Raw genomic sequence first — 22,314 nt, forward strand, 5'->3', positions numbered from 1 at the left:
TTTTGAAAGAGGGTTGGCGATGAACGGCGTCGAGAGATAGGCTTTATGTAACCACAATGTAAAGGAGAGGGGTGATGGTGCAATATCATTCCAAGCCGGTAAACGGTGCAGGGAAAGTTGAGTGGAGTGCAGAAGAAGATCAAATATGGTCGGAACTTGTTACTCGTCAGCAAAGCGTCATAGGTGATAGGGCATGTCGTCCATATCTAGATGGACTAGACATGCTTCAATTAACACACGATCGTGTTCCACAATTAAATGATATCAATAAAATTTTACTGCAAGAAACGGGTTGGCAAGTCGAGCCTGTTGCGGCATTAATTAATTTTGATCGGTTCTTTTCGCTGTTAGCAGAACGCAAATTTCCGGTGGCAACGTTTCTTCGAACCAGAGAGGACTTTGACTATTTACAAGAACCAGATTTTTTCCATGAAATCTTTGGCCATTGTGCAATGTTAACGCATCAAGATTTTGCTGCATTTACCCATGCCTATGGTGTGCTTGGAAAAGCGGCAACCCCAGCAGAGCGCGTTTATCTTGCCCGATTGTACTGGTTTACCGTCGAGTTTGGCTTGGTGAAAGAGAACGGGAAAAGCAAAATCTATGGTGGCGGAATTTTGTCTTCCCCAGGTGAAACGGTGTATTCGCTGGATAGTACTGAAGCGAAACGTCAACCATTTGATATCCAAACTGTACTGAATACACCCTATCGAATTGATATTATGCAGCCGTTGTATTACGAACTGGATGATATTGCGGCGTTATATCGTTTGAGTCAGCAGGACTTGATGGACCAAGTACACAAAGCGATGAAAGCAGAAATGTTATCGCCTTTGTTTGAACCGAAAGCAAAATCTAAGGAAATGAACCATGCTTAACGAACTACGCTGCGAAGCTTGCAGCATTGATTCTGTATCACTAACGAAATTTGAACAGCAAGAGCTTTTAGCTGAACTTAATGGCTGGGCAATTGTGGAACGAGATGAGATCCCCCAGCTTGAGAAAGTCTATACTTTTAAAAACTATAAATTAGCTTGGGCGTTTTCCAATAAAATCGCGCAACTCGCAGAAGAAGAATTTCATCACCCAGCAACATTGCTAGAGTGGGGCAAGGTGACGGTGACATGGTGGAGTCACTCAATTAAAGGTTTACATAGAAATGATTTTATCTGTGCATCCAAATGTGACCTATTGAATGCTGGTTAAGATCATGCCGGTGAAATGAACTTAAGCGGCGATAACCACAATTAACCACCATTTAGCTTGGTGGCTCACCATCCCCTTCTCGGTGAGTCATCAGGCTATCTTCCCCTTTGATAGTGATTAGCAATGAATCTTTCTGGGTTAGTAATAAAACTATTAATAAATTCGATAAAACCGATTTTCACATCTAAACTTTCGTCTGAGTATCAAGACAAATTCATATTATAAAGTTGGTACTTACCTACGGCTAGGTGCGTCTGATCTCGACATCGATTCGGGATATACATGAATTATTTCAGCAATCTAGCTGTGAGGTTTTGGGATGAGAATTGCAACTAAAATTATTTTAGCTTGTACTGTACTTTGTGCGATTGGGGTTGTGGTCAGTGGGGGATTTGTAGGCTGGAAAGCGTCCTCTTTATCGAAACAAGCACTGCATGAGCGAGCATCAAGTCAACTACTGTCGGTAAGAGAGATCAAAAAGGGTGAAATTGAGCGATATTTCGATCAAATTCATTTCCAACTAGAGACGTTAGCCAGCGATGTGGCGATTCAAGATGCATTGACTGCATTTAGTCGAGAGTTTGAACGTTATCCCATTGAGCAAGTATCAGAGCTAGATTACTCAGCCTTGCGCAATTACTATACCTCTCAATTTGGTGCTCTATATCGTGATAAAAATGATCAAAAATCAGCGAATGAATTAAGCCGCCTGAGCCAACTGTCCGTTGCGGGGCAAGCACTGCAAGCTCGATACATCGGTGTAAACTCTAATCAAGTAGGTGAAAAGCATTTATTAGATTCCGATCCATTAAACACAGGATATGATCAAGTTCACGAGCGGTATCATGATTCGCTGCGTCATTTTCTCACCTCATTTGGCTATTACGATATTTTTATGGTCGACAACCAAGGTAACGTGGTGTATTCCGTTTATAAAGAGCTGGATTTTGCCACCAATCTACTTACTGGTCCTTACCGCCAGTCTGGTCTAGCCAAAACATACAATCAGGTAAAAAATGCATCCAATAGATACTTCTATATTGAAGACTTCTCTCCTTATTATCCCTCTTATGAGTCTGCTGCATCATTTATAGGCACGCCCGTTTTTTCAGGTGGTCAACGGATCGGAGCCCTCATTTTTCAAATGCCTGTTGATGCCATTAATTCAATCATGACGTTTAATCAAAACTGGAGTGCGGCAGGGTTAGGAGCGAGCGGAGAAACCTATTTAATTGGGCAAGATGGGCTACTACGAAGCCAACCTCGCTTTCTAATTGAAGACCCAAGTCAGTATTTATCGGCTCTTTCAATGGCTGGCGTTTCTGCCAGTGTAGTCAAAAATATTAAAGGTAAAAACTCAGCAATCGGGCTGCAACCTGTTGAATCTGAGACGGCAAAGCGAGCATTAAGCGGACAGAGTGGGTATGAGTTAGTGCAAGATTATCGTGGTATCTCGGTTCTCTCTGCGTACGCTCCTATCAATGCCGCTGGACTTTCTTGGGGGATATTAACCGAGATAGATGAATCGGAAGCGTTTAAGGATGTTACTGCCCTTAATTCAGCGGTGCAAACTACGGTGATCATCAGTATTGTCGTGATTGTACTGATCTCAATTGGGATCTCTTATCTTGTCGGAAACGGTATATCTCGCCCAATCAGGATTGCTTCACTACAAATTCAAAAAATCAGCAAAGGGAATGACCTGACAGAGCGGTTGGATGAACGTGGTAAAGATGAAATGTCTGATCTCGCAGTATCGCTGAATAAACTTTTCTCTCAACTTCAAAATATGATCAAAGAGTTTGCGAGCGCCACTAATGAGCTCGATAGAAACACGCGAACGATGTCTGGGAATATGAGCAGTACAAGAGAAGCTGTGAATGAGCAGTCGCATCGAACAGAGTCTGTAGCTACCGCTGTTAATGAAATGAGCGCGTCGATTGCTGAAGTGGCACAGTTTGCGAACCGAGCCGCCGATTTTGTAAAAAATGCTAATGATACGGGAAGTGAGAGTGTTCAAGTCGGGTTAGTCTTAGGCAATGAAATGACGGAACTGAATGCTCAAATGCGCACGGCAGTGGAAGCGATTGGTCGTTTGCACAGTGAAAGCAACTCGATAGCAGAAGTGTTGGATGTCATTCAAGGCATTGCAGAGCAGACTAATTTACTTGCGTTAAATGCAGCGATAGAAGCCGCAAGGGCAGGAGAGCAGGGACGAGGTTTTGCTGTCGTTGCAGATGAAGTACGCTCTCTTGCCAGTCGTACACAAGCTTCGACGGAAGAGATACGATCCAAAATTGAATCCCTTCAGAAAGAGACCGCGTCGGTGTCTACCGGAATTGAGGAGGCGAATACATCCGTGATAAAAGGCGTTGAAAGTTGTGAACGAAATACAGAAATGCTTGAGCAAATCGTCTCAATGCTCACTGAAATTAATGATATGAATATTCAAATTGCCGCCGCGACTGAAGAGCAGAAAGCTGTGACCGATGAAATCAGTGGCAGCATCACCTCGATTGCCGATGCTTCATCTTCTGTTTCTACCCAAGTAAATGATGTGGATGAGGTGCTAGGAGCATTGACTGATCAAGCTCAAGAGCTAAATAAGGAGATGGCTCAATTCAAATATGACTAATTTTGCTACGGTTTAAAGGCCATTCAAAATAGATATACCAAGCACTTAAGTCGCTCCCTCTCGTGGCTTAAGTGCTTTTTTCGTAGGTGTAGACAACCGAGCGTCACAATCATTCATCATCGTTGCTGTTGCTGTTGCTGTTGCTGTTGCTATTATTGCCGTGGTCGCTGTCATCGGCATTCACGGCGTAATGAATGGAGCCGACACATAAGGCAAACATAAGAAATGGGATCAGCGCTGCCGTGATTTCAGCCCAAGGGAAATGAGAGAAACTTTTCGCTAAAATTAAATGGCCGAAAATTAATAAAAGTGCACCGATAATGGCGACGATGATCAATCTAATTTCATGTTTTGTGGCCGTCGTTTTCATACTATTGACTCAAGGTAGGTATGTGAACAGACATTGAACCACGATGCTAACTGTTAGAGATAGAACAGCTATAATGAAAAAACATAGAACAGTTGGTTTAGTGACATCACTCGGGTTTATTGAGGGTTAAATGCGCGAGCCTACCTAACTCTATGATGGCGTTTAAGATCCTGCCTTCGCATGGGTAGGAGTAGTTGATCCGAATGTGCTTAGAACCTTGGTTATCACTACTAAAGAGTGTTCCAGGAGCCACGGCTATTTGAGACTGGAGTGCTTGTTCATAGAAGTGGGAACAGTCGAAGTGACCGCCGAATTCAATCCAAATGAAATAGCCACCACTTGGGTCCGTGACGCTGATGGAGTCAGGGAAGTAAGTTCGTATTGCTGCAAGCATTTGGTGTTTATGCTGTTCAAGTTTGCGTCTTAGCTTTCTTAAATGTGCATCAAATGAGCCAAATTGAAGATAGTGGCTGATCCCTAGTTGAATTGGAACGCTACTTGAAAGAGTCGACATCAATTGGAAACGCTGGATTGTTTCGCTTCGCTGTCCGGCGACAACCCAGCCAATACGAAAACCCGGAGATAAACATTTTGAAAATGAACCACAGAGCAAAACGTCGTCGTGTTGATCAAATGCTTTCGCTGGTTTGGGTTTATCTGGGCTAAAAAACAGCTCGGCATAAACATCGTCTTCGATCAGAGGCGTTTGATGGTGATGAAGTAGATCAACAAGAGACTGCTTAGCGTGATCTGACATGCAAAATCCAAGTGGGTTTTGGAAGTTAGTCATTAGCCAGCATGCTTTGATTGGGAGTTCAGTTAATGCCTTTTCAAGCGCGATTAAATCAATCCCTTCAAGAGGGTGGGTTGGGATCTCGACGGCTCGCAAATTAAGCCGTTCAATCGTCTGTAAAGCGCCATAGAATGTTGGGCTTTCAATCACCACCAAGTCTCCAGGCTTTGTTACGGCTTGCAAACTTAAACTTAGCGCTTCCATTGCCCCAGAGGTGATCACTATATCATCGGGTGAGACTGATAAACCTTGCTGAGCGTAGCGTTGGGCAATATTGCGGCGTAGGCTTTCACTCCCTGGAGGCATATTTATTATGGCGCTATTTTCAGGCATTTTGCGACTCGCGCTAGCCAAGTTTCGAGCAAGTGCTTGTTGGGGAAAGAGGGATGGATCGGGAAAGGCAGAGCCTAAGGGCACCATGTCTTGTTGTTTATTGCGCTGTAACACATCAAACAGTTGATCGTTGATATTAATCTGTTTTGGCTTCGTAGGGCTTGATGATGCTTGAGGGCTAAGTAGGTTTTCAATCTGTGGTGCGACGAAATAGCCTGATTGCGGTTTTGCAGTGACCCAACCTTGGCTCTCAAGTAACTGATATGCTTGTAAAACGGTGGCGATGCTATAACCCGTACTTTTACAGCTTACTCGTACCGAAGGGATCTTTTCACCAGATCGCCAAACCTTTTGGCTAATCTGCCGCTTAATATCTTGAGCAAGCTGTTCGTAACGAGTCATTAACTACCATCAGTGTCAGAGTGTGGAATTGATATTTATCTTAACATTGAGTGAAGTGACAGCATACCTGCTTACGCTAGCTCTTTATCCAGCGCTTTAATGGCGAGAGTAAGGCGTTCCGATAACTCAGCCTTTTGATTGGTTTTGAAATCGAACATAACAATCGTTGCGCTGCCAATCGTTGTGATTTTTCCAAGTTTTTTGCTCACAATTTCATATTGCATCGTGAACCTATCCGATTGTATATCGGTGACTTTGGAGCCAATCAAAAGCGTGTCAGGGTAGGTAACTGGGAGTTTGTAGCGACACTGAGTTTCTCCAAGTACTGGCCCAACTTTGGTCATGGCCATCTCTTCCATCAATTCCACTTTATTAAAATGGGCAATGCGAGCGGTTTCAAAATAACGAAAATAGACCGCGTTGTTGACGTGATTGAGTGCGTCCATCTCTCCCCAGGCGACAGGAATTTCAGTAATAACAGAGTACTCTTTTAGTAGGTTTTCCACACATGGCCTCAAAAATCAAACAATCGTTTAAATTCCTATCTTACTGTTTTGTTAACATTATCGCAACATGCTGATGGCGTAGTTTAGTGTTGAATTGCATTCTTGAGCCTTTTATTAATTGATTAGTGATCAAGATAGGCGTTGGTGTGCTAAACCTATAAGAGTCTGTGTAAATATTGAGGTTACTGATGGAGTTATTTTCTGATTATCGGAATGAAATACAAACTGAACCATCAGCCAGTAAAGTCCATAAACTTCTGAAACCGTGGCGCGTATTAATTGTAGATGATGATGATCAGGTTCATCAAATCACAAAATTAGCCTTGAGTGGATTTACATTTCAGGATCGTAAATTAGAGCTGATTTCAGCGCTGTCGGGTGAAGAAGCGAAGCAGATCTTAGATTCAGCCGATGATATTGCTATTGCTCTTGTTGATGTCGTGATGGAAACGGAACATGCTGGCTTGGATCTGGTTCGGCATATTCGCGGAGGATTAAATAACAAGCTTATTCGTTTGGTACTTCGAACGGGACAAGCAGGACAGGCACCTGAAGATATCGTTATTCAAGAGTACGAAATTGATGATTACAAGGAAAAAACCGAGTTAACTACCCAGAAGCTACGAACATTGCTGTATTCAATGCTAAGAGCATATCGAGACCTTTGTACCATTGATAAGCAAAGAGAAGGTCTGAGGTTAGTCATTCAAGCATCTGCTAATGTGCAAAATACCACGACGATGAAAGCTTATGCCGCGGCGTCTTTGTTGCAGGCGACGTCATTATTGAAATTGGACGTTTCTGCTTTTTATGGCGTTGTTCAGCCTACGCCTGAAGGGGAGGAGTCGAGCGCATTAACACTCGCGGCTACGGGAGGGGATGTGAATGCCTACTCTGAATGTGCATATGACCGTTTGCCGGATATTGTCTCTAAACGTTGCCATGACGCGGCCAAGAAAAAGCAAAGTCAGAGCTACGAGGATGCCTACGTATTTTTTATGGCTGATGAGCGTGGCGTGAACAACCTGCTTTATATCAATATTAATACTGCACTTTCAGAGTTAGATAAGCAGTTACTTGAAATCTATATGCATAACATAGGGTTGACGTTTGAGAACCTTAGTCTGCTTGTGGATTTAAAAGAGACCTCAAAAGAGTTGGTTTATAATTTAGCCAACGCAGTGGAAGCAAGGAGCAAAGAGACGGGGGCGCACGTGCAACGCGTGTCTCTGGTATCGGAACAGCTAGCGATTTTATATGGTCTTTCGGAATATGATACTTTTATGATTAAACAAGCGTCGCCTTTGCATGATGTGGGTAAGGTGGCGATCCCAGACAGCATATTACATAAACCTGGAAAGCTCACTGAAGATGAGTGGTATATTATGCAAAAGCATGTTGAATATGGTGTTGATATTTTAAGTCGTTCAAAGCGAAAATTGATTTTAGTCGCCAAAGAGATCGCGGCTTACCACCATGAGAAATGGGATGGTACAGGGTACCCCAATCAATTGAGCGGTGAAGATATTCCAATCAGTGGGCGAATTACGGCAATTGCAGATGTGTTTGATGCCCTTGGCGCTAAGCGAAGTTATAAGAAACCGTGGCCTGATGAGAAGATTAGAAAGGAAATCTTGTCTCAGAAAGGAAAGCATTTTGAACCCGTGTTAGTCGATTTAATGCTGGATAACTGGGATACGTTTACTGAGATCCGTGACAGATTTCCTGACTAATACTCAATAAATTGTGAAGGGTGAACAATGCTATGAGCTTTGTTCTGGTGATATCGGCAACTCTTTCGGCGTTCTGAATGTAAAATGGACGCCTTGATTAATGGATGACTCAAAATTTAAGCTTCCCGCTAGCTTCTGGTGTATAAGGTTGAACACTAAGTTGAGCCCAAGTCCCGAGCCGCCATTTCCGCGTTTACTGGTGTAAAAAGGTTCAAATATCTTTTGATGCAATGCTTCTTCAATTCCAGAACCATTATCGATATATTCGAAGATAATCTCGTTGTTTTGTTCATAGAAAGAAATGCTAATTTTTGCGGGTTCAGATGAATCCGCAAAGGCATGATTGATACTATTCATAATGAGATTGGTGATCACTTGCGTGAGTACTCCAGGTAAACTGCTCATTGAAAGAGTGTCGCTGCCTGAAATGATTGGGGTCACGGGGATTTTGCGAGTCTCAGGGTGCAAGCTGGTAATTAATGCATCTAATACTTGATGGATAACAAAATTGCTCCGGCATTCTGACACTTGGTTGACGGCAGTTTGTTTAAAGTCACGTATCAGTTTAGAACCTCGATTTAAGTTATCCTCCAGCATAATTGTGCTCTCACTCATGCGCTCCATCAAGTCTGCAAACTGAACGCTGGATAATGTCTGATCAGCAAATGCTTGGTTAAGTTCTTGTGTGATTTCTTTGATGATAGACGCGGCGGTCACGGATATTCCTAATGGTGTGTTTACTTCATGAGCGACTCCAGCAACGAGCCCACCTAATGCGGCTAACTTTTCAGATTCGACCAACTGATCTTGGGTCTTTTGTAGAGTGACCATATTATTTTCTAGTTCTTGAGTTCGTTCTTTTACTTTATTCTCAAGAGTATGGTTGAGCTCCTCTAGCTTTACCTTAGCTTGAGTTAAGGCTGAGATATCCAATGCCGTCCCACGAAACCCAGTAAAGGTATCATCTTGATATTTTGCTGTTCCTTGAAAGAGTAAAAATCGCTCTTGGCCCTCGATTATCAATTTTTCTTCACATAATGAGAAATTTAATTTTGCGTTAATATGGGCGAGTAAAGAGTGAGTCTTGTTGAATGTTGGGATGTTAAATAGGGGAACTGATTCGCAGCCGTTGAGGTTTAAATTTTTTACCATTTCATCTGAAGCATAAATTAATACCCCTGATTCATTAGTCTCCCATAGCCAATCAGAAGAGACATCGGCAAAGTCAGCAAAACGCTCTTGTTGATATTTAATATCGCGATAAAGAGAGGACACACTCGACGTGATTTTATTGGTTTCATCTCCAAGCCATTTGAGTTCGTCTTCTTTTTCCATAATCCAAGGCGTGTATTGGAGTGTAAGTGGTTTACTTGGGTTGCGAGGGTTGAATTTTCGCAAATATTGCGCGATGGAGAACAGTCGTCGGTTAACGCTCTGGTGAAATATCATTAAAATCAGATAGCAGACAATAGCGGTTTTAAGCGCGTTAATTCCAAGAGTGATAAGGAATTGCTTTAAGAGATAGCTGTAGATAGTGTTGGCGTCAGACTCTACATACAAGCTACCAATGACCTCTTTTGGCTCGTTTTCTGAAATTGAAAATTTGATAGGATAGCGGCTAGAAATGATTTGCTTTTCTACTGGGGTTCCAGCTCTAAATATGTAGTTATCGGCTTCGACTTCTAGGTAATCGACTTTAGGTAAATTGACGAGACCTTCTATTCGTTGTTGTAAAAGCTCTAAGTCAAACCGCCATAGTGATGGGGCGAGTAAATCGATATGAATTTTCTCAATTTCATAGTGGCGGCTTTCTACGGCACTCAACTCACGATTATAATCCCAATAGGTTTGTATCAGCGTTGTAATTAGGGTTACCGCACTGCTTATCAGAATTAAGATTAGGATGATTCGTCGTCCGATATGGCTCGATATAGGGCTTTGCTTGCTGTTCTCGAACTGTGGAGTGCGGCTCATTATCATCCCTTGATTATTCTACTTATTATTGTGGCTCATTTTTTGTTTTTATTTTGATACATCAGGTGATCCGTTTGCTCGATCATCTCTTCGATTGTAAGTTCTCTGTTGTGATTGAACGTTTTTTGACCGTAGCTAAGAGATGTCATATCGAATTGTGGTTGAGCTTCGATTTGGACGTGGTAGTTTTTAATTAAACGTTGGCAGAGTGCTTCAAGTTGCTCATCATGATTGAATCCATCTTCATCGTTAAATAAGCTCATAATGACAAATTCATCTCCCCCCATTCGCACCACAATGTCACTTTCCCGGCAGTTTTCGGATAATACTTTTGCCACAGTTTTAATGCATTCGTCACCAACACAATGTCCATGTTGGTCGTTGACTTGTTTTAGCTTATCGATATCTAAGTAAATTACACCAATGGTTTGTCTTGCCCGTTTAGCATCTTTAACTCGCTGTTCACCAAGTAAATGCAAACCTCTGCGATTGTTCAGGCCTGTTAATTCATCCGTCAGGGCAAGATCTTGTAGCTCTTGATAGTGACAATAAACTTTTAAGTCAGACATGATCAAATTACTGAATTGCTCAAGTAAGTTGAGTAGTTTTGTCGGGTAGGAGGTTGGTTTCGTATCTATAACACAAATGGTTCCAAATAGTTCGCCATTTGGCCAATAGATAGGAAGCCCACAGTAGGATTCTACGGGGCCGTGTGTAACCGGAGGAGCATCTTTCCAATAATCATCTTGCTTTGCATTATTTACATACAGGTTCTGCTTGGTTTCCATAATCGTGCGACAGAAACTTTTCATTTCCCACGGCCAAGAAACGTCTGTTTTTAAGAAATTTTCTTTGTTGTGGCTCGCGACCACAACATTGAACTCATTTTCTCTCAATTGAACGATGGTCCCACAGGTAGCCCCAAACAGTTCAGACATGAGATCAACCGTATGCTGCCATTTTTGAAGATCGATAATTTTTTGATCTGAATTTGATAAGCATGTATCACGATGGCTCATTGGCGTCCTTAGTATGGTATTTTGTCTATTTACATTATATGACCAAAATAGTTGTTGTTGCATTTCATGGTGCTTTGTTTCTTCACATATTTGGCATAAAATTTAACATTAAGTACATGAGGATATGGATATATTATGGAAGTAAAAGGTTTTTTGTTTGATTTATTAAATAGTCCTAAGGAAATAAAATTTGAGCAGGTCATGGATGTCATTGATGCAAATTATGACTTTGTTCCTACTTCATTTACTAACGGTGACTTAAGAAATGAAGCTGGAGAAAATAATGGTTCATGTAAAATTTTTGCCTTTGGTTTGCTTCACAAGTTAACGGAAGAGGAGACGCTTTCCTGTTTTGGGAAGTTTTACCGTGTCGATGTACTTGGTAACCCTGATGATAAGGACCATCAAAATATCCGAAACTTTATCAAGACAGGTTGGGGTGGAATCAAATTTGAACAAACTGCATTGATTGCTAAAGATATTGATAACTGAACATCTTGATAACCAAACGTATTAATAGCTAAATATAGATATAGAACGTATTGAAAGCTAAATACGTTGAAGATCAAATAGTAGATCTAAATCACATATATTAATGGCTATAGAGTGACTGGTTGCGTATGAGCTAACCTTTTTATGGGACAAATAGAAAAGGAAGTGATAATGAAGCATCCAGTTTCCTCCATCTTTCTTGCGCTGAGTGTTATAAGCTCACTGAGTTATGCACAGCAAGAAGAAGAGAAAGAGTATAGTCAGTTGTACCTAGGTGCCGGTTTCAGCATGGCAAACTTCAGCGATTCGCAATATCGAGATGATGATAAATTTGATAGTACGCTTGCTGGGGTCGTTTTTGGTTATCGTCCATTATCTTTTTTCGCAATAGAAGGGCGGGAATATATCGTGGTATCGGATAAAGATGACCGAATTAAGTGGCATGCAGGTGTGGTGAGTAAGTGGTTTATCCCATTGGATTATCATTTTAATTTGTTCGGGACTTTGGGTTATAACGCGATTGGAACGGAAAACCACGGTACAGAATGGGCTCCGAGTATTGGTGCTGGGATGCGTTTTAGAAATAACACACCGCTAATTTTTGATATTGAAGGGCAATATGTAAAAGAGAGTTCAATAGCACCTGACGGAGATGATGGTGCTATGAGTCTTAATTTGAGTGTTTATTATGGTTTCTAATGTAAGCTCGAATGTGAGGCATTTGAGTTAGTTTCCTTTAACTCAGAGCTAAATTGTCGGTAGAGCCGTTAAACATTTTCGACACACACAACTTTGGTTATCCGACACTTTACTTGTGTTCCTTTCTTCTACTTCAAAGCACCAGCAGGTGCTTTTTCCTGCGCTGATATCACAGTGTGCACCTTCACCACATGATGGACATTGATGAGTGTGTGAGACGCTAGTTATCTGCTTCATAATGGCTTCACGCTCAGTGTCTGAATACTCTTTCCAACCGATAATTTCAGCCATGGTTCGATGGCAGCCTGAGCAGATCCCATCACTGTTTTTGCACGCAGCAATACAAGGTGTTTTCATTCACCTTTACTCTCTAAAACTTGTACCGTAAATCTAACAGTTTTTTATTTGATTGTAAGAAATAATAGCTATATATGAATATATGGTTTTTACTACTGAAACGAGGGTTTTGTCGCTCGAAATTAAAGGATAATTGAGGTAGCATTGCCGACCTTTTTGGATTGGCTAGAGGTAAAAATGTTTATAGGTTTTGATTATGGTACAGCGAACTGCTCTGTTGCTTCGATGTCTGATGGCCAACCAAGATTACTTTCTCTTGAAGGGGACAACTTTTACATCCCTTCCACTATTTGTGCCCCTACGCGTGAATCTGTATCTGAGTATCTATTTCGTCATTTTAAAATTTCGCCTTCTGATGCGATTGGTGAGCAAGTACTGCGCCGAGCGATTGCCTTCAATCGAGAAGAGAGTATCGACCTAATTAAAGGTGACTTAGCCTTTGGTCAAGCGGCGTTAGATCTTTATTTGGAAGATCCGAGAGATGTTTACTATGTGAAATCGCCGAAATCCTTCTTAGGCGCAAGCGGGTTGCATGATATTCAGGTCAGTTTCTTTGAAGATCTTGTATGCGCCATGATGGCCAATATTAAACAAAAAGCGGAAGCTCAAAGTGAGCAAGAGATCCGCGACACGGTGATCGGTCGCCCAATTAACTTTCACGGTCGTGGTGGCGAACTCGCGAACCAACAAGCGGAAAAAATATTATTACAAGCAGCCAAGCGCGCAGGGTTTAATAATATTGAGTTTCAATTTGAGCCTGTCGCTGCAGGGCTGGAATACGAGAGCACACTAACAGAAGATAAAACAGTATTAGTTGTGGACATTGGCGGTGGTACAACCGACTGTTCGTTGATTGATATGGGACCAACGTGGCGAGGCATGAGTGATCGTACTGCCAGCTTATTAGCTCATAGTGGGCAACGAGTTGGGGGAAATGATCTTGATATTTACCTAGCGTTCAAACAGCTGATGACCTCTTTTGGCTCCACGAGTAAGTCACTGTCTGGTATCGATATGCCTCTGACTCAATTTTGGAACCCGATTGCGATCAACAATGTCGAAGCGCAACGCGACTTTTATTCACGCGAGAACCTTAAAGCACTTAAGCTACTGAAAAAAGAGGCGCAGTCTCCGGAAAAATTAGATCGCTTACTTAGAATGTACCAAGAGACATTAGGCTACAGCGTAGTAAGAAAAGCGGAAGAAGCGAAAATAGAACTTGCAGATTGCAACGAATTTCGCGTCAAGATGGATTTAGTGTCTGAGTTGGTTGAAGTGGATATTAGCTTAGATCAAATGATAGACGCGATTGAGACTCCAAAAGCGAAGATGGTTGATTTAGTGAAAGAAGCGGTCGCGCAAAGTGCGAAAAAACCGGATGTGATCTTCATGACGGGAGGCTCTGCTCGTTCTCCTGTATTGCGTCAAGCGGTGGAATCTCAACTGCCAAATGTGCCGATTGTGAGTGGGAATTACTTTGGTTCGGTTACGGCAGGTTTGGCTCGCTGGGCTGAAACTTGTTTTAAGTAATCGACTGATTGTGGGTACGCGATGAGTACTTTGGGAAATTAAGGTGCTGATCTATCGCTAATTTCAAAAAAAAGTGTGACTCATGCGGTAATTTGTAACCGAAACCCGTAAAATACTCGCCTTATTATTACGCTATACAGTAAGGCGAGTACATTTTCTGTGAATAAAGATCAATTTGAGTTGTTGGCCCCTGGTGGCGATATAGATTCGATAAAAGCGGCGATTGCTGCTGGCGCGGATGCCGTTTATTGTGGTTTAGATAAGTTTAATGCCCGTAATCGAGCAACAAACCTCGACCTAGATACCTTAAACGGTTTGGTTGATTTGGCTCATCAGCACAACTGTAAAATCTTCCTAACGCTGAATATCATTATTCTTGAAAGTGAAGTGCCAACGGTTGTTCGTTTGCTGAATAAATTGGTTAATACTCATATTGATGGCGTTATCATTCAAGATCTTGGGTTAGGTTATATTCTTAAGCACTATTTCCCTAGCTTAGACATGCACGCTTCGACACAATTGAATACTCATAATGAAGGCCAAATCTTATTACTAAATAAGTTAGGTGCAAGCCGTGTAAACCTTTCACGAGAGTTAAATATTAGTGAGATTAAACATTTAGCTCAATTTGGTCTTGATCACGATGTTCTAATGGAAGTGTTTGTGCATGGTTCTTACTGTATTGGCTTTTCGGGCCTTTGTTACATCAGTTCTGTAAAAAATGGCGCATCGGGTAACCGAGGACGCTGTAGCCAGCCTTGCCGTGATCAATACGAAACAACGAAAGTAGGTAAAAATTACCCACTGAACATGAAAGACAACTCTGCTTATGGTGATTTGAATGAGTTGGTTGATGCGGGTGTTTACTCATTAAAAGTTGAAGGTCGAATCAAGAAAGCGCATTACGTTTATACTGTGGTCGACAATTGGCGTAAACAGATAGACACTTATTGTGCTGGTGGCCAACCTTTAACCGATACCAAAGGTCTATACACGGTATTTAATCGTGACTTTTCGAACTCATATCTGAAAGATAACATCTCCCAAGATATGTATATCGATAACCCAAGAGACAATTCGTCTACACACTTCACTAAGATTTACGGCTGTACTACCGAAGCCAGTATCGATAAAGTGAAAAAAGATCTGTTTGATGAAAAAACGGATATCATGGCGCTGGTGGAAGAGAAGACCAAAGATTTAGTGATTGATGATTCAAAGTCATTAACGGTAGTAAAAGGCGACCCCGATTACGTGAAAGCCGTTGAATTACCAAAGCTACCACCATCAACGCCTTTGACTTCGGCTCCAAAATTATCTGTACTTATCTCATCGGCAGAAGATGTTGCGTTGTGCGAAATGAACACTTCAACGACACCTTTAGATGTCTTCTATCAGTTACCAATGGCGCTGAGCACACAGTTGGCTAAATTGAGTACACTGTTTACTGAAAATCCAGCTTTGATCCCTTGGTTTTCTGCTATTCAAATTGGAGATGACTTTGAAGCGGCGAGAACGTTTTTAGATACAGTTAAGCCAGCGTTGATCGTCACCAATAATACAGGCGTAGCACAACTGGCTTATGAGAGAGGCATTCAGTGGGTTGCAGGTCCTCAACTGAATATCACAAACTCATACGCGCTCAAGTGTATTCAACAAGAGTACAAAGGCAGCGGTGCTTTTATCTCTAATGAGTTAAGCAAACTGCAGATGCGTAAGATCGTTCGTCCAGATAATTTCCGCCTGTTTCATAGTATTTACCACCCAATTGCCATGCTAACTAGTCGTCAGTGCCTATTTTTACAAAGTGTAGGTTGTAAGAAAAAGCGTGTGGATAATCGTTGTTTGAAGGGGTGTGAGAAAACAACCTCGATCATTAACTTGAAAGATAAGCCTTATGTGATTGATAAGAAAAAAGGCGATCACAACAGTTTGTACAGCGAACAGAACTTCTTAAATACAGACGTACTTAGAGATTGTGCAGGGCTCTATTCTGATGTTCTGATTGATCTACGAAATATCAAAACACAGACCAAAGTGAGTTTAGATAAAGCGGAGATCGATAACGCAGCCTTGGTTGTGCTATTCCAAGAAATGCTACAGGAATCGATGAACCATTTGGACACTCGTGGCGATAAGGTCGAGTCTCCGGCATTAGTTGCGATAAAACAGGCATTAGCGCAAACGAGCAGCCAGCAATATAAAAAAGGTTTATAGACAAAGGTTTATAGATAAAGGTTAATGAAAAGCCGAAGCAATATTATATTGCTTCGGCTTTTTTGTTGTCACCTAGATACTTCTAGCTGCGAAATGAAACAACACACTAGGTTGTGTGCAAGCTAGGTCTACCAGAATCTTATCGATAAGCTAAGGTTATTTTTTACCTTGAGTTTGCTTATCTTCTTCAGTCAGTTCACGAATGCGACGGCTGATGTCACGGCGAGATTTAGAGATCTCAGCACTTTTGATGATGTGGTCATCAACGCGATCTTCGTAATCGGCTTTCATGTTTTTAACAATAGCCAGAATCTCATCGTGGCTCATTTCTGGCTTAATGTAGTCAAGAAGGTTATCAAGTAGATCAACACGTTTACGGTTATCACGAACTTTTTTTTCGTTATCAACAAGTTCACGTTTTAGCTTATTTTTACGACGTGCTTGGTTTACGATTTCAAATACACTACTCATAGTTTTTTCCTAGTCTAAAATATGTCTGGTTTGATTAAAGCACAACAAATGAATACAGAACAGCCTTAAGATCAATCCTCTGGCGATGTTGGTGAATTAATCAGCACTCTCTCTTTAATCGATTGTGTTCGCTTGTGCGTTCGCTATATTATGCGTTATTAAGTATGACAGTGTAATGAAAAAAAACATGGAACAGCCAGTCGAGCAAGATGATTACGAGTCGCATGACGTAGAACTTGAAGGTGAAGTGGAGCAAGAAAAACTACGTGAGGCCTACATTTCTGAGCGAACAAAATTAGAGATAACTGAGATTGAGCTAAACCGAGCAAAAATCATATTGGTTGATGAAAAAGGCAACATGAAACGCATCCCACTGATTCCGGAGCATTAGTGAAAACGGATGTTTGGATACTGATGTTTTTGAATATCGATGTTTGAATATCAATGTTTGAATATCGATAGTTACACTGCCCATCACAAGAGATGCAAAGCTAAAAATTTGAGCCAGAATTTAACACTCACAACGTAAATTCAGCGCTTTAAATGGTTGAGTCGTTAGATTTACTAGTGCAACAAAGCTAATAATAAAAACAAGGAATTGAGTATGAGCATTGAACTGTCACCTGTTGAAGCAAGAATTATTGGCTGCTTGATTGAAAAAGAAGTAACCACTCCTGAATATTACCCCCTAACACTTAATAGTCTAACCACAGCATGTAATCAGAAGAGTAACCGAGATCCTGTCATGGCCTTGAGTGACTCAGATATTCTTGATGTCGTAGAGAGCCTTATCTCTCGTCGTTTAGTGAGTGATGAGAGTAGCTTTAATAGCCGTGTGAGTAAGTATCAGCATCGTTTTTGTAACACTGAATTTGGCGATTTACAGTTTAGTGAACAAGAACGCGCCATTATCTGCTGCATGTTACTTCGTGGGCCTCAAACTCCTGGCGAATTGCGCACTCGTACTAATCGATTGGCGTCATTCACAGATGTAAAAGAGGTGGAAGCGGTACTTGAAAAGCTAGCGAATCGTGCCGAAGGTTCTTTGGTTGTGAAATTGCCACGCGAAGCGGGTAAGAGAGAATCTCGCTATCAGCATCTTTTAAGTGGTGCTGTTGACGTGGATTCGATCGCGGCGGCAATGCCGGTCAGCTCAACAATGAGCCACTCTTCTGAAAACTCATCATCTCAAAGAATCGAGTCACTAGAGAAAGAAGTAGCAGAATTGAAGAACGAGTTGGCTGAGCTCAAAGCGTTAGTTGAATCTGTTCTCTGATTTTCATGACAACGGTAAGCGAAACGTGTCCGTCTTGGTATATTTATCTAATTCGGACACGAAGTGATGCACTATATTGTGGAATAACGGTCGATGTAGATCGTCGGTTCAAACAGCACCAAACGGGAAAAGGGGCTAAGTTTCTTCGCGGAAAAGGGCCACTGGAGCTCGTTTGGAGTCACTCTGTCGAAACGAAAAGTTTGGCTTTAAAATACGAAATTAAGCTGAAAAAGTTGCCAAAAATAAAGAAGGAACAATTAATTCAGAAACTTTGGGATCTAGAAACACTGCACATCAATTGACATTACTCATCCTTGGGATCAATAGATAAAGCCCCCGCGTTATTTTTATCGGTTTAACTTCTCTTTTACACGCTATTCCCGCCATCTTTATCTGGCATAGAACTATCATTTTTAATAAGGTTAACTCATAATGATTTTCATACCATGCGTAAGAGTATGGTCATTGATTAGGTTAATAATTATGGGCCAATGTAGTCCATCTAGGCTGAGATAAAAATGAAACGTTTACTATTGCTTTCCGCATTGGCTAGTTTTTCCATGCCATTAATGGCGCATCCAGCGCAAGTTCTCACAGGGTATTGGGAATATAAAGAGTTTCTGGAAACTTTCCCGAAACAGAATGAATTGAACCAGATATTCAGTGATATCGTTCGTAACGACTCACAAAAGATTTCGGTTAAACAAAAAGAACCCGTCACAATTTCGGTTGTGTATCCAGGTCAACAGGTATCTGATTATTGGGTGCGCAACATCAGAGCATTTGAAGCAAGGTTAGATGAACTTGGTATCCAATATCAAATTAACCAAGTATTTACTCGCCCTAATATTGATGTAAAGCAGCAAAGCCTTTCCTTAAAAAAAGCCATTCAAAATGAAACGGATTATTTGATCTTTACATTGGATACAACACGTCATCGTAAATTTATTGAGCATGTGATTAATTCCGAAAAAACAAAGCTAATATTGCAAAACATCACAACGCCTGTTCGCGCATGGAAGAATCGCCAGCCTTTCTTCTACGTGGGCTTTGACCACTCAACAGGAAGCTTAGCGTTAGCGGATTATTTCAAACAACACGTTAAGGCTGGAGGTAACTATTCGGTACTGTACTTTTCTGAAGGCTACATCAGTGATGCTAGGGGTGATACTTTTATTCAAGAGATGAGTCACCATTCAGATTACGAATTGCGCTCATCATTCTACACAAAAACGACGAAAGCCAGCGGGTATGATGTTGCCAAGTTGAGCATTGAAAAAACGCCTGATCTCGATTTTATTTACGCCTGTTCGACGGACGTTGCACTGGGAGCGGTGCAAGCTTTAGAAGACCTGAACCGTACGGATATCAAAATTAACGGATGGGGAGGAGGCTCCGCCGAACTTGAAGCTTTGGAGCGTGGTGAGCTCGATGTGACTGTTATGCGAATGAACGATGATACAGGCGTTGCAATGGCAGAAGCGATCAAACTTGATTTAGAAGGTAAGAAGGTGCCTACCGTTTATTCTGGAGACTTTGAAGTAGTCTCTACCGAGGATGAGCCTGAACATATCCAAAAATTAAAAGAACGTGCTTTTAGGTATTCAGATAAGTCATGAAAATAAAGCTTGGCCCAACGAAAAAACGCTCACTTGTTACCTTAATTTCACAAATTGTCATTTTGGTGATCTGCATATTGACGTTGGGCGTGCTTGTACAAAGTTTTCAATTCAGTAATCGTATAATTAAACAAGAAGTCAACCGAACACTTCAGCAGACATCGAGTTTGATTCAAAGTCTGTTTGATTACCGATTGGCTGTTTTGCAAATCCACCAAGACAGTAATGCGAAAAGTGACACGTTGGTGGATTTTTTTGTGGCTGGAGACGAAGAACTTCTCGATTATTATTTCCTAGGGCTGGATCAACGTGAGCCTAAACATGTTCCTGATGTACGCTTTATTGCAAAACCAAAGGGTATTATCTGGGATGATGGCAACGCCGAATTCTACGGTTTATCTCTTGAATTGCTTAATGATGTTGCAGAGCAAGTTGCGTTTAATAGTAATTGGCACATACTTGAACTTCATAGTTCAATAGGGCTTAAACACTTATTAGTGAGGCGTTCTCCGATAATCAATGATAATTCGGGAGAAGTATTAGGCCAACTTTATGTTGGGATGATCCTCGATAACAACGTCATGTTGATCGAATCTCTTCAACGACGCAGTAATAGCGATAATGTGGTACTTGCTTTAGAAGATCTACCAATCGCGACAACCTTGCTAGGTTCTGAGCCTTATACTGCCGATGACATTATTAGTTTTAGAAAACAAGTTGATAGCGAGCTTGGAGAGACTTTGGTGAGTGCAACGGCATTGAAGGTTAATGATGAAGAGACACCTCTGACGGTATTTACTGTCGAGTACAGTAAAGGTGTAATGGCGTTGAAAAGAAATCATCAGTATGGCCTGATTTTCACCATGCTCGCTATTTGCGCTGTTTTTGCATTCACACGGAAATGGGTGCAGAAAAAAGTCTCTAACGAACTGGCAAAATTAATGACTTACACTAAACTTGCCGGGATAAAAGACGCCAAAAGAGGGTTTGAAGGGTCTACGATCTATGAATTCGATCATATTGGTCACACCCTCGAAAGCACATTTGAGCGGTTGGCTGAGCAGGAGAAGTCTTTTCAAGATCTATTCAACTTTGCACTCTCTCCTACTATTGTTTGGTCTGGCGCTGGTGATGTTTTGCAGATGAATCCAGCAGCTCGCAAAGAGTTATCGAAAGCAAACGAGTTAGGACAGTACAAGATTTTACCTCATTTTGATGTATTTAAGTCCCAGTTAATTCCTCATATTAGAATGTCAGCTCAAGGCGCAACGCTTACCGGAGTTAACGTTCCGATTGGAGATAAAGTTTACCGCTGGAATTTATCCCCGATAAGGATTGAAGGGGATATCTCTAGCATTATTGTCCAAGGCCAAGACGTTACAACCTTCATTGAAGCTGAAAAACAGAGTGATTTAGCGAGAAAAGAGGCGGAAGAGTCGGCAAAAATGAGGGCTGATTTCTTAGCGAAAATGAGTCATGAAATCAGAACGCCATTGAATGGTATTTTGGGTGTATCCCAGCTATTAAAGCGCTCTATTCATGATGCTGAAAACCTTAAGCAGATTGATGTCTTATGCAATAGTGGTGAGCATCTATTGGCTGTTCTCAATGACATTCTGGATTTTTCAAAATTAGAACAAGGTAAGTTTAATATTCAGCTTAATGAGTTCAAGTTTTCTGAACTCGTGAATACGCTTGAAACTATCTATCAGCCTGCCTGTGCCGAAAATGATGTTCAGTTAGTTATTAATAATAATTTGGCAACGAATACGTTGATTTACACAGATCAAGTTCGTTTGAATCAGATCTTGTTTAATCTTTTAAGCAACGCAGTGAAATTTACCCACTCTGGAACCATTAAAATTGGCTTCGATTTAGAACAATTCGAGTCTGCAAATAATGACATGCTGATTATTAACATTAAGGACTCTGGAATTGGTATTGATCCGAAGCGTTTGGACGCAATGTTCGATCCTTTTGTACAAGAGGAATCAACAACAACACGCGAATACGGTGGTAGTGGTTTAGGTCTGACCATAGTAAAGAACCTGGTTGATATGCTAGGGGGGGATATTCAAGTTGGGAGTGAAAAGGGAGTCGGTACAGAATTTGTAGTCACTGTCCCTGTGAAGAGTGGTTCTGTCGGTTCTGATTTTCAATCAACAGAACAAGAACTTCTTCCACATGAGCTTTTTGACAGAACACTGAAGGTGCTGCTAGTAGAGGATAATGGTACCAACGCATTTATTGCACAGGCATTTTGTAAAAAATATGGGATGGATGTGCAGTGGACGAAAGATGGGTTGAGTGCACTGAAAATTATTGAGGCAGAGTCTTTTGATCTGATTCTGATGGATAACCAGTTGCCGAATTTAGGCGGAATCGAAACCACCATGGCGATTCGAAACGATTTACACATATCCACGCCAATATACGCTTGTACTGCAGATAGCCTTGCTTCTACTAATGATGCATTCATCGCCGCTGGGGCTAATTATGTGATTGTTAAGCCAATTAAGGAACATGTGCTACATGCTGCGTTCGTTCATTTTAAAAGGCATTTTCTTAATTCAGAAGAGTGAATAGCTCCATGGTGATGTATTCATTTCTCACTCATTGCCCATTCGTTTTTTAGTTGTATCCGTATTTGTAGGGCTTAAAGGTAAGCCCTGCGTTCATGTG

The 22,314-nt window shown here is 41.4% G+C and carries 20 protein-coding genes; 13 read left to right on the plus strand and 7 right to left on the minus strand.

From position 1 onward, the window contains the following. The first annotated feature begins 74 nt into the window (after positions 1-74). The 3 genes from phhA (at position 75) to F0249_RS03080 (ending at position 3,841) form a co-directional block, all read left to right on the plus strand. On the plus strand, positions 75-878 hold the full coding sequence (phhA, locus tag F0249_RS03070; RefSeq protein ID WP_017052325.1) for a phenylalanine 4-monooxygenase: 804 nt from the start codon (positions 75-77) through the stop codon (positions 876-878). Then, entirely contained in the window at positions 871-1,206 is a 336-nt protein-coding gene (locus F0249_RS03075) for a 4a-hydroxytetrahydrobiopterin dehydratase (RefSeq protein ID WP_171755827.1), read from the plus strand. Before phhA ends, F0249_RS03075 begins: the two co-directional genes overlap by 8 nt. Before the next feature lie 319 nt (positions 1,207-1,525). Further along, the gene (locus F0249_RS03080) at positions 1,526-3,841 is read left to right on the plus strand and encodes a methyl-accepting chemotaxis protein (RefSeq protein ID WP_171755828.1); all 2,316 of its coding nucleotides are present in this window, start codon (positions 1,526-1,528) and stop codon (positions 3,839-3,841) included. A 109-nt stretch (positions 3,842-3,950) separates the two neighbouring features. Here the strand turns inward: F0249_RS03080 and F0249_RS03085 are convergent, their stop codons facing one another. The 3 genes from F0249_RS03085 to F0249_RS03095 all read right to left on the minus strand — a co-directional run bounded on the left by F0249_RS03085 (position 3,951) and on the right by F0249_RS03095 (position 6,245). Beyond that, entirely contained in the window at positions 3,951-4,211 is a 261-nt protein-coding gene (locus tag F0249_RS03085; protein ID WP_171755829.1) for a hypothetical protein, read from the minus strand. Positions 4,212-4,317: 106 nt separating this feature from the next. Then, positions 4,318-5,739 carry a PLP-dependent aminotransferase family protein gene (locus F0249_RS03090; protein WP_171755830.1) on the minus strand — a complete coding sequence of 474 codons (1,422 nt, stop codon included), beginning with the start codon at positions 5,737-5,739 and terminating at the stop codon, positions 4,318-4,320. A gap of 71 nt (positions 5,740-5,810) precedes the next feature. Then, positions 5,811-6,245 carry a thioesterase family protein gene (locus F0249_RS03095; RefSeq protein WP_171755831.1) on the minus strand — a complete coding sequence of 145 codons (435 nt, stop codon included), beginning with the start codon at positions 6,243-6,245 and terminating at the stop codon, positions 5,811-5,813. 188 nt (positions 6,246-6,433) lie between these two features. Here F0249_RS03095 and F0249_RS03100 point away from each other — a divergent pair, with 188 nt between their 5' ends. Continuing rightward, positions 6,434-7,978 carry an HD domain-containing phosphohydrolase gene (locus tag F0249_RS03100; protein ID WP_136995263.1) on the plus strand — a complete coding sequence of 515 codons (1,545 nt, stop codon included), beginning with the start codon at positions 6,434-6,436 and terminating at the stop codon, positions 7,976-7,978. A gap of 30 nt (positions 7,979-8,008) precedes the next feature. On the opposite strand, the gene F0249_RS03105 is transcribed toward F0249_RS03100, so the two are convergent. Both F0249_RS03105 and F0249_RS03110 read right to left on the minus strand, forming a co-directional pair. Next, positions 8,009-9,952: an ATP-binding protein gene (locus tag F0249_RS03105; RefSeq protein ID WP_171755832.1), complete on the minus strand. Its 1,944-nt coding sequence runs from the start codon at positions 9,950-9,952 to the stop codon at positions 8,009-8,011. Positions 9,953-9,987: 35 nt separating this feature from the next. Beyond that, positions 9,988-10,971: a sensor domain-containing diguanylate cyclase gene (locus tag F0249_RS03110; RefSeq protein WP_171755833.1), complete on the minus strand. Its 984-nt coding sequence runs from the start codon at positions 10,969-10,971 to the stop codon at positions 9,988-9,990. 135 nt (positions 10,972-11,106) lie between these two features. Here F0249_RS03110 and F0249_RS03115 point away from each other — a divergent pair, with 135 nt between their 5' ends. Both F0249_RS03115 and F0249_RS03120 read left to right on the plus strand, forming a co-directional pair. Beyond that, positions 11,107-11,463 (plus strand): HopJ type III effector protein, encoded by a 357-nt coding sequence (locus F0249_RS03115; protein WP_113799784.1) that lies wholly within the window; start codon positions 11,107-11,109, stop codon positions 11,461-11,463. Positions 11,464-11,634: 171 nt separating this feature from the next. Beyond that, on the plus strand, positions 11,635-12,162 hold the full coding sequence (locus F0249_RS03120; protein WP_171755834.1) for an outer membrane beta-barrel protein: 528 nt from the start codon (positions 11,635-11,637) through the stop codon (positions 12,160-12,162). A gap of 48 nt (positions 12,163-12,210) precedes the next feature. On the opposite strand, the gene F0249_RS03125 is transcribed toward F0249_RS03120, so the two are convergent. Beyond that, positions 12,211-12,519, minus strand: a complete 309-nt coding sequence (locus F0249_RS03125) for a cysteine-rich CWC family protein (RefSeq protein ID WP_136995266.1) — start codon at positions 12,517-12,519, stop codon at positions 12,211-12,213. Between the two features lie 177 nt (positions 12,520-12,696). Here F0249_RS03125 and yegD point away from each other — a divergent pair, with 177 nt between their 5' ends. Further along, the gene (yegD, locus tag F0249_RS03130) at positions 12,697-14,049 is read left to right on the plus strand and encodes a molecular chaperone (protein WP_171755835.1); all 1,353 of its coding nucleotides are present in this window, start codon (positions 12,697-12,699) and stop codon (positions 14,047-14,049) included. Between the two features lie 159 nt (positions 14,050-14,208). After that, entirely contained in the window at positions 14,209-16,266 is a 2,058-nt protein-coding gene (locus tag F0249_RS03135; RefSeq protein WP_171755836.1) for a U32 family peptidase, read from the plus strand. A 156-nt stretch (positions 16,267-16,422) separates the two neighbouring features. On the opposite strand, the gene F0249_RS03140 is transcribed toward F0249_RS03135, so the two are convergent. Continuing rightward, positions 16,423-16,737, minus strand: a complete 315-nt coding sequence (locus F0249_RS03140) for a DUF496 family protein (RefSeq protein WP_017053563.1) — start codon at positions 16,735-16,737, stop codon at positions 16,423-16,425. A 175-nt stretch (positions 16,738-16,912) separates the two neighbouring features. Here F0249_RS03140 and F0249_RS03145 point away from each other — a divergent pair, with 175 nt between their 5' ends. The 5 genes from F0249_RS03145 (at position 16,913) to luxQ (ending at position 22,214) form a co-directional block, all read left to right on the plus strand. After that, entirely contained in the window at positions 16,913-17,128 is a 216-nt protein-coding gene (locus tag F0249_RS03145; protein WP_171755675.1) for a hypothetical protein, read from the plus strand. Positions 17,129-17,341: 213 nt separating this feature from the next. Beyond that, a complete protein-coding gene (locus tag F0249_RS03150; RefSeq protein WP_113799769.1) occupies positions 17,342-18,013 on the plus strand; it encodes a YceH family protein in 672 nt (223 codons plus the stop codon). A gap of 5 nt (positions 18,014-18,018) precedes the next feature. Then, the gene (locus tag F0249_RS03155) at positions 18,019-18,315 is read left to right on the plus strand and encodes a GIY-YIG nuclease family protein (RefSeq protein ID WP_113799767.1); all 297 of its coding nucleotides are present in this window, start codon (positions 18,019-18,021) and stop codon (positions 18,313-18,315) included. A 216-nt stretch (positions 18,316-18,531) separates the two neighbouring features. Beyond that, positions 18,532-19,632: an autoinducer 2-binding periplasmic protein LuxP gene (locus F0249_RS03160; protein ID WP_017053567.1), complete on the plus strand. Its 1,101-nt coding sequence runs from the start codon at positions 18,532-18,534 to the stop codon at positions 19,630-19,632. Then, positions 19,629-22,214, plus strand: a complete 2,586-nt coding sequence (gene luxQ, locus F0249_RS03165; protein WP_171755837.1) for a quorum-sensing autoinducer 2 sensor kinase/phosphatase LuxQ — start codon at positions 19,629-19,631, stop codon at positions 22,212-22,214. Before F0249_RS03160 ends, luxQ begins: the two co-directional genes overlap by 4 nt. Positions 22,215-22,314 lie beyond the last annotated feature (100 nt).

This window comes from Vibrio sp. 03-59-1, from assembly GCF_013114135.1.
Lineage (GTDB): Bacteria > Pseudomonadota > Gammaproteobacteria > Enterobacterales > Vibrionaceae > Vibrio > Vibrio cortegadensis.